1 pseudogene is annotated in these 218 nt (G+C 44.5%); it reads left to right on the top strand.

Going from position 1 to position 218, the window contains the following annotated elements:
- Positions 1 to 218, top strand: a pseudogene (locus GPK58_RS13125) (RNA-guided endonuclease TnpB family protein); the annotation flags it as partial.

Below are 218 nucleotides of genomic sequence, written 5' to 3'. Positions count from 1 at the left end.
GATAAAACTTCACCGTCAGATTCCATCAGACTGGAAACTGAAGTCTGTAACTGTGAGCCGTGAGCCATCCGGGAAATATTTTGCCAGTCTTTTGTTCTGCTGTGAGAACCAAACAGTGGAAAAAAGACCGGCAGAGAGATTTCTTGGGATCGATTTTGCCATGCAGGGAATGTGTGTATTTTCTACAGGAGAAAGAGCCGGGTACCCTATGTTTTACA

Origin of the sequence: Blautia sp. MCC270, from assembly GCF_018785605.1 — a bacterium.
GTDB classification, from domain to species: Bacteria; Bacillota; Clostridia; order Lachnospirales; family Lachnospiraceae; genus Blautia_A; species Blautia_A fusiformis.
Note: the sequence above shows the minus strand (reverse complement) of the source record. Positions and strands in the feature narration are given on the sequence as shown.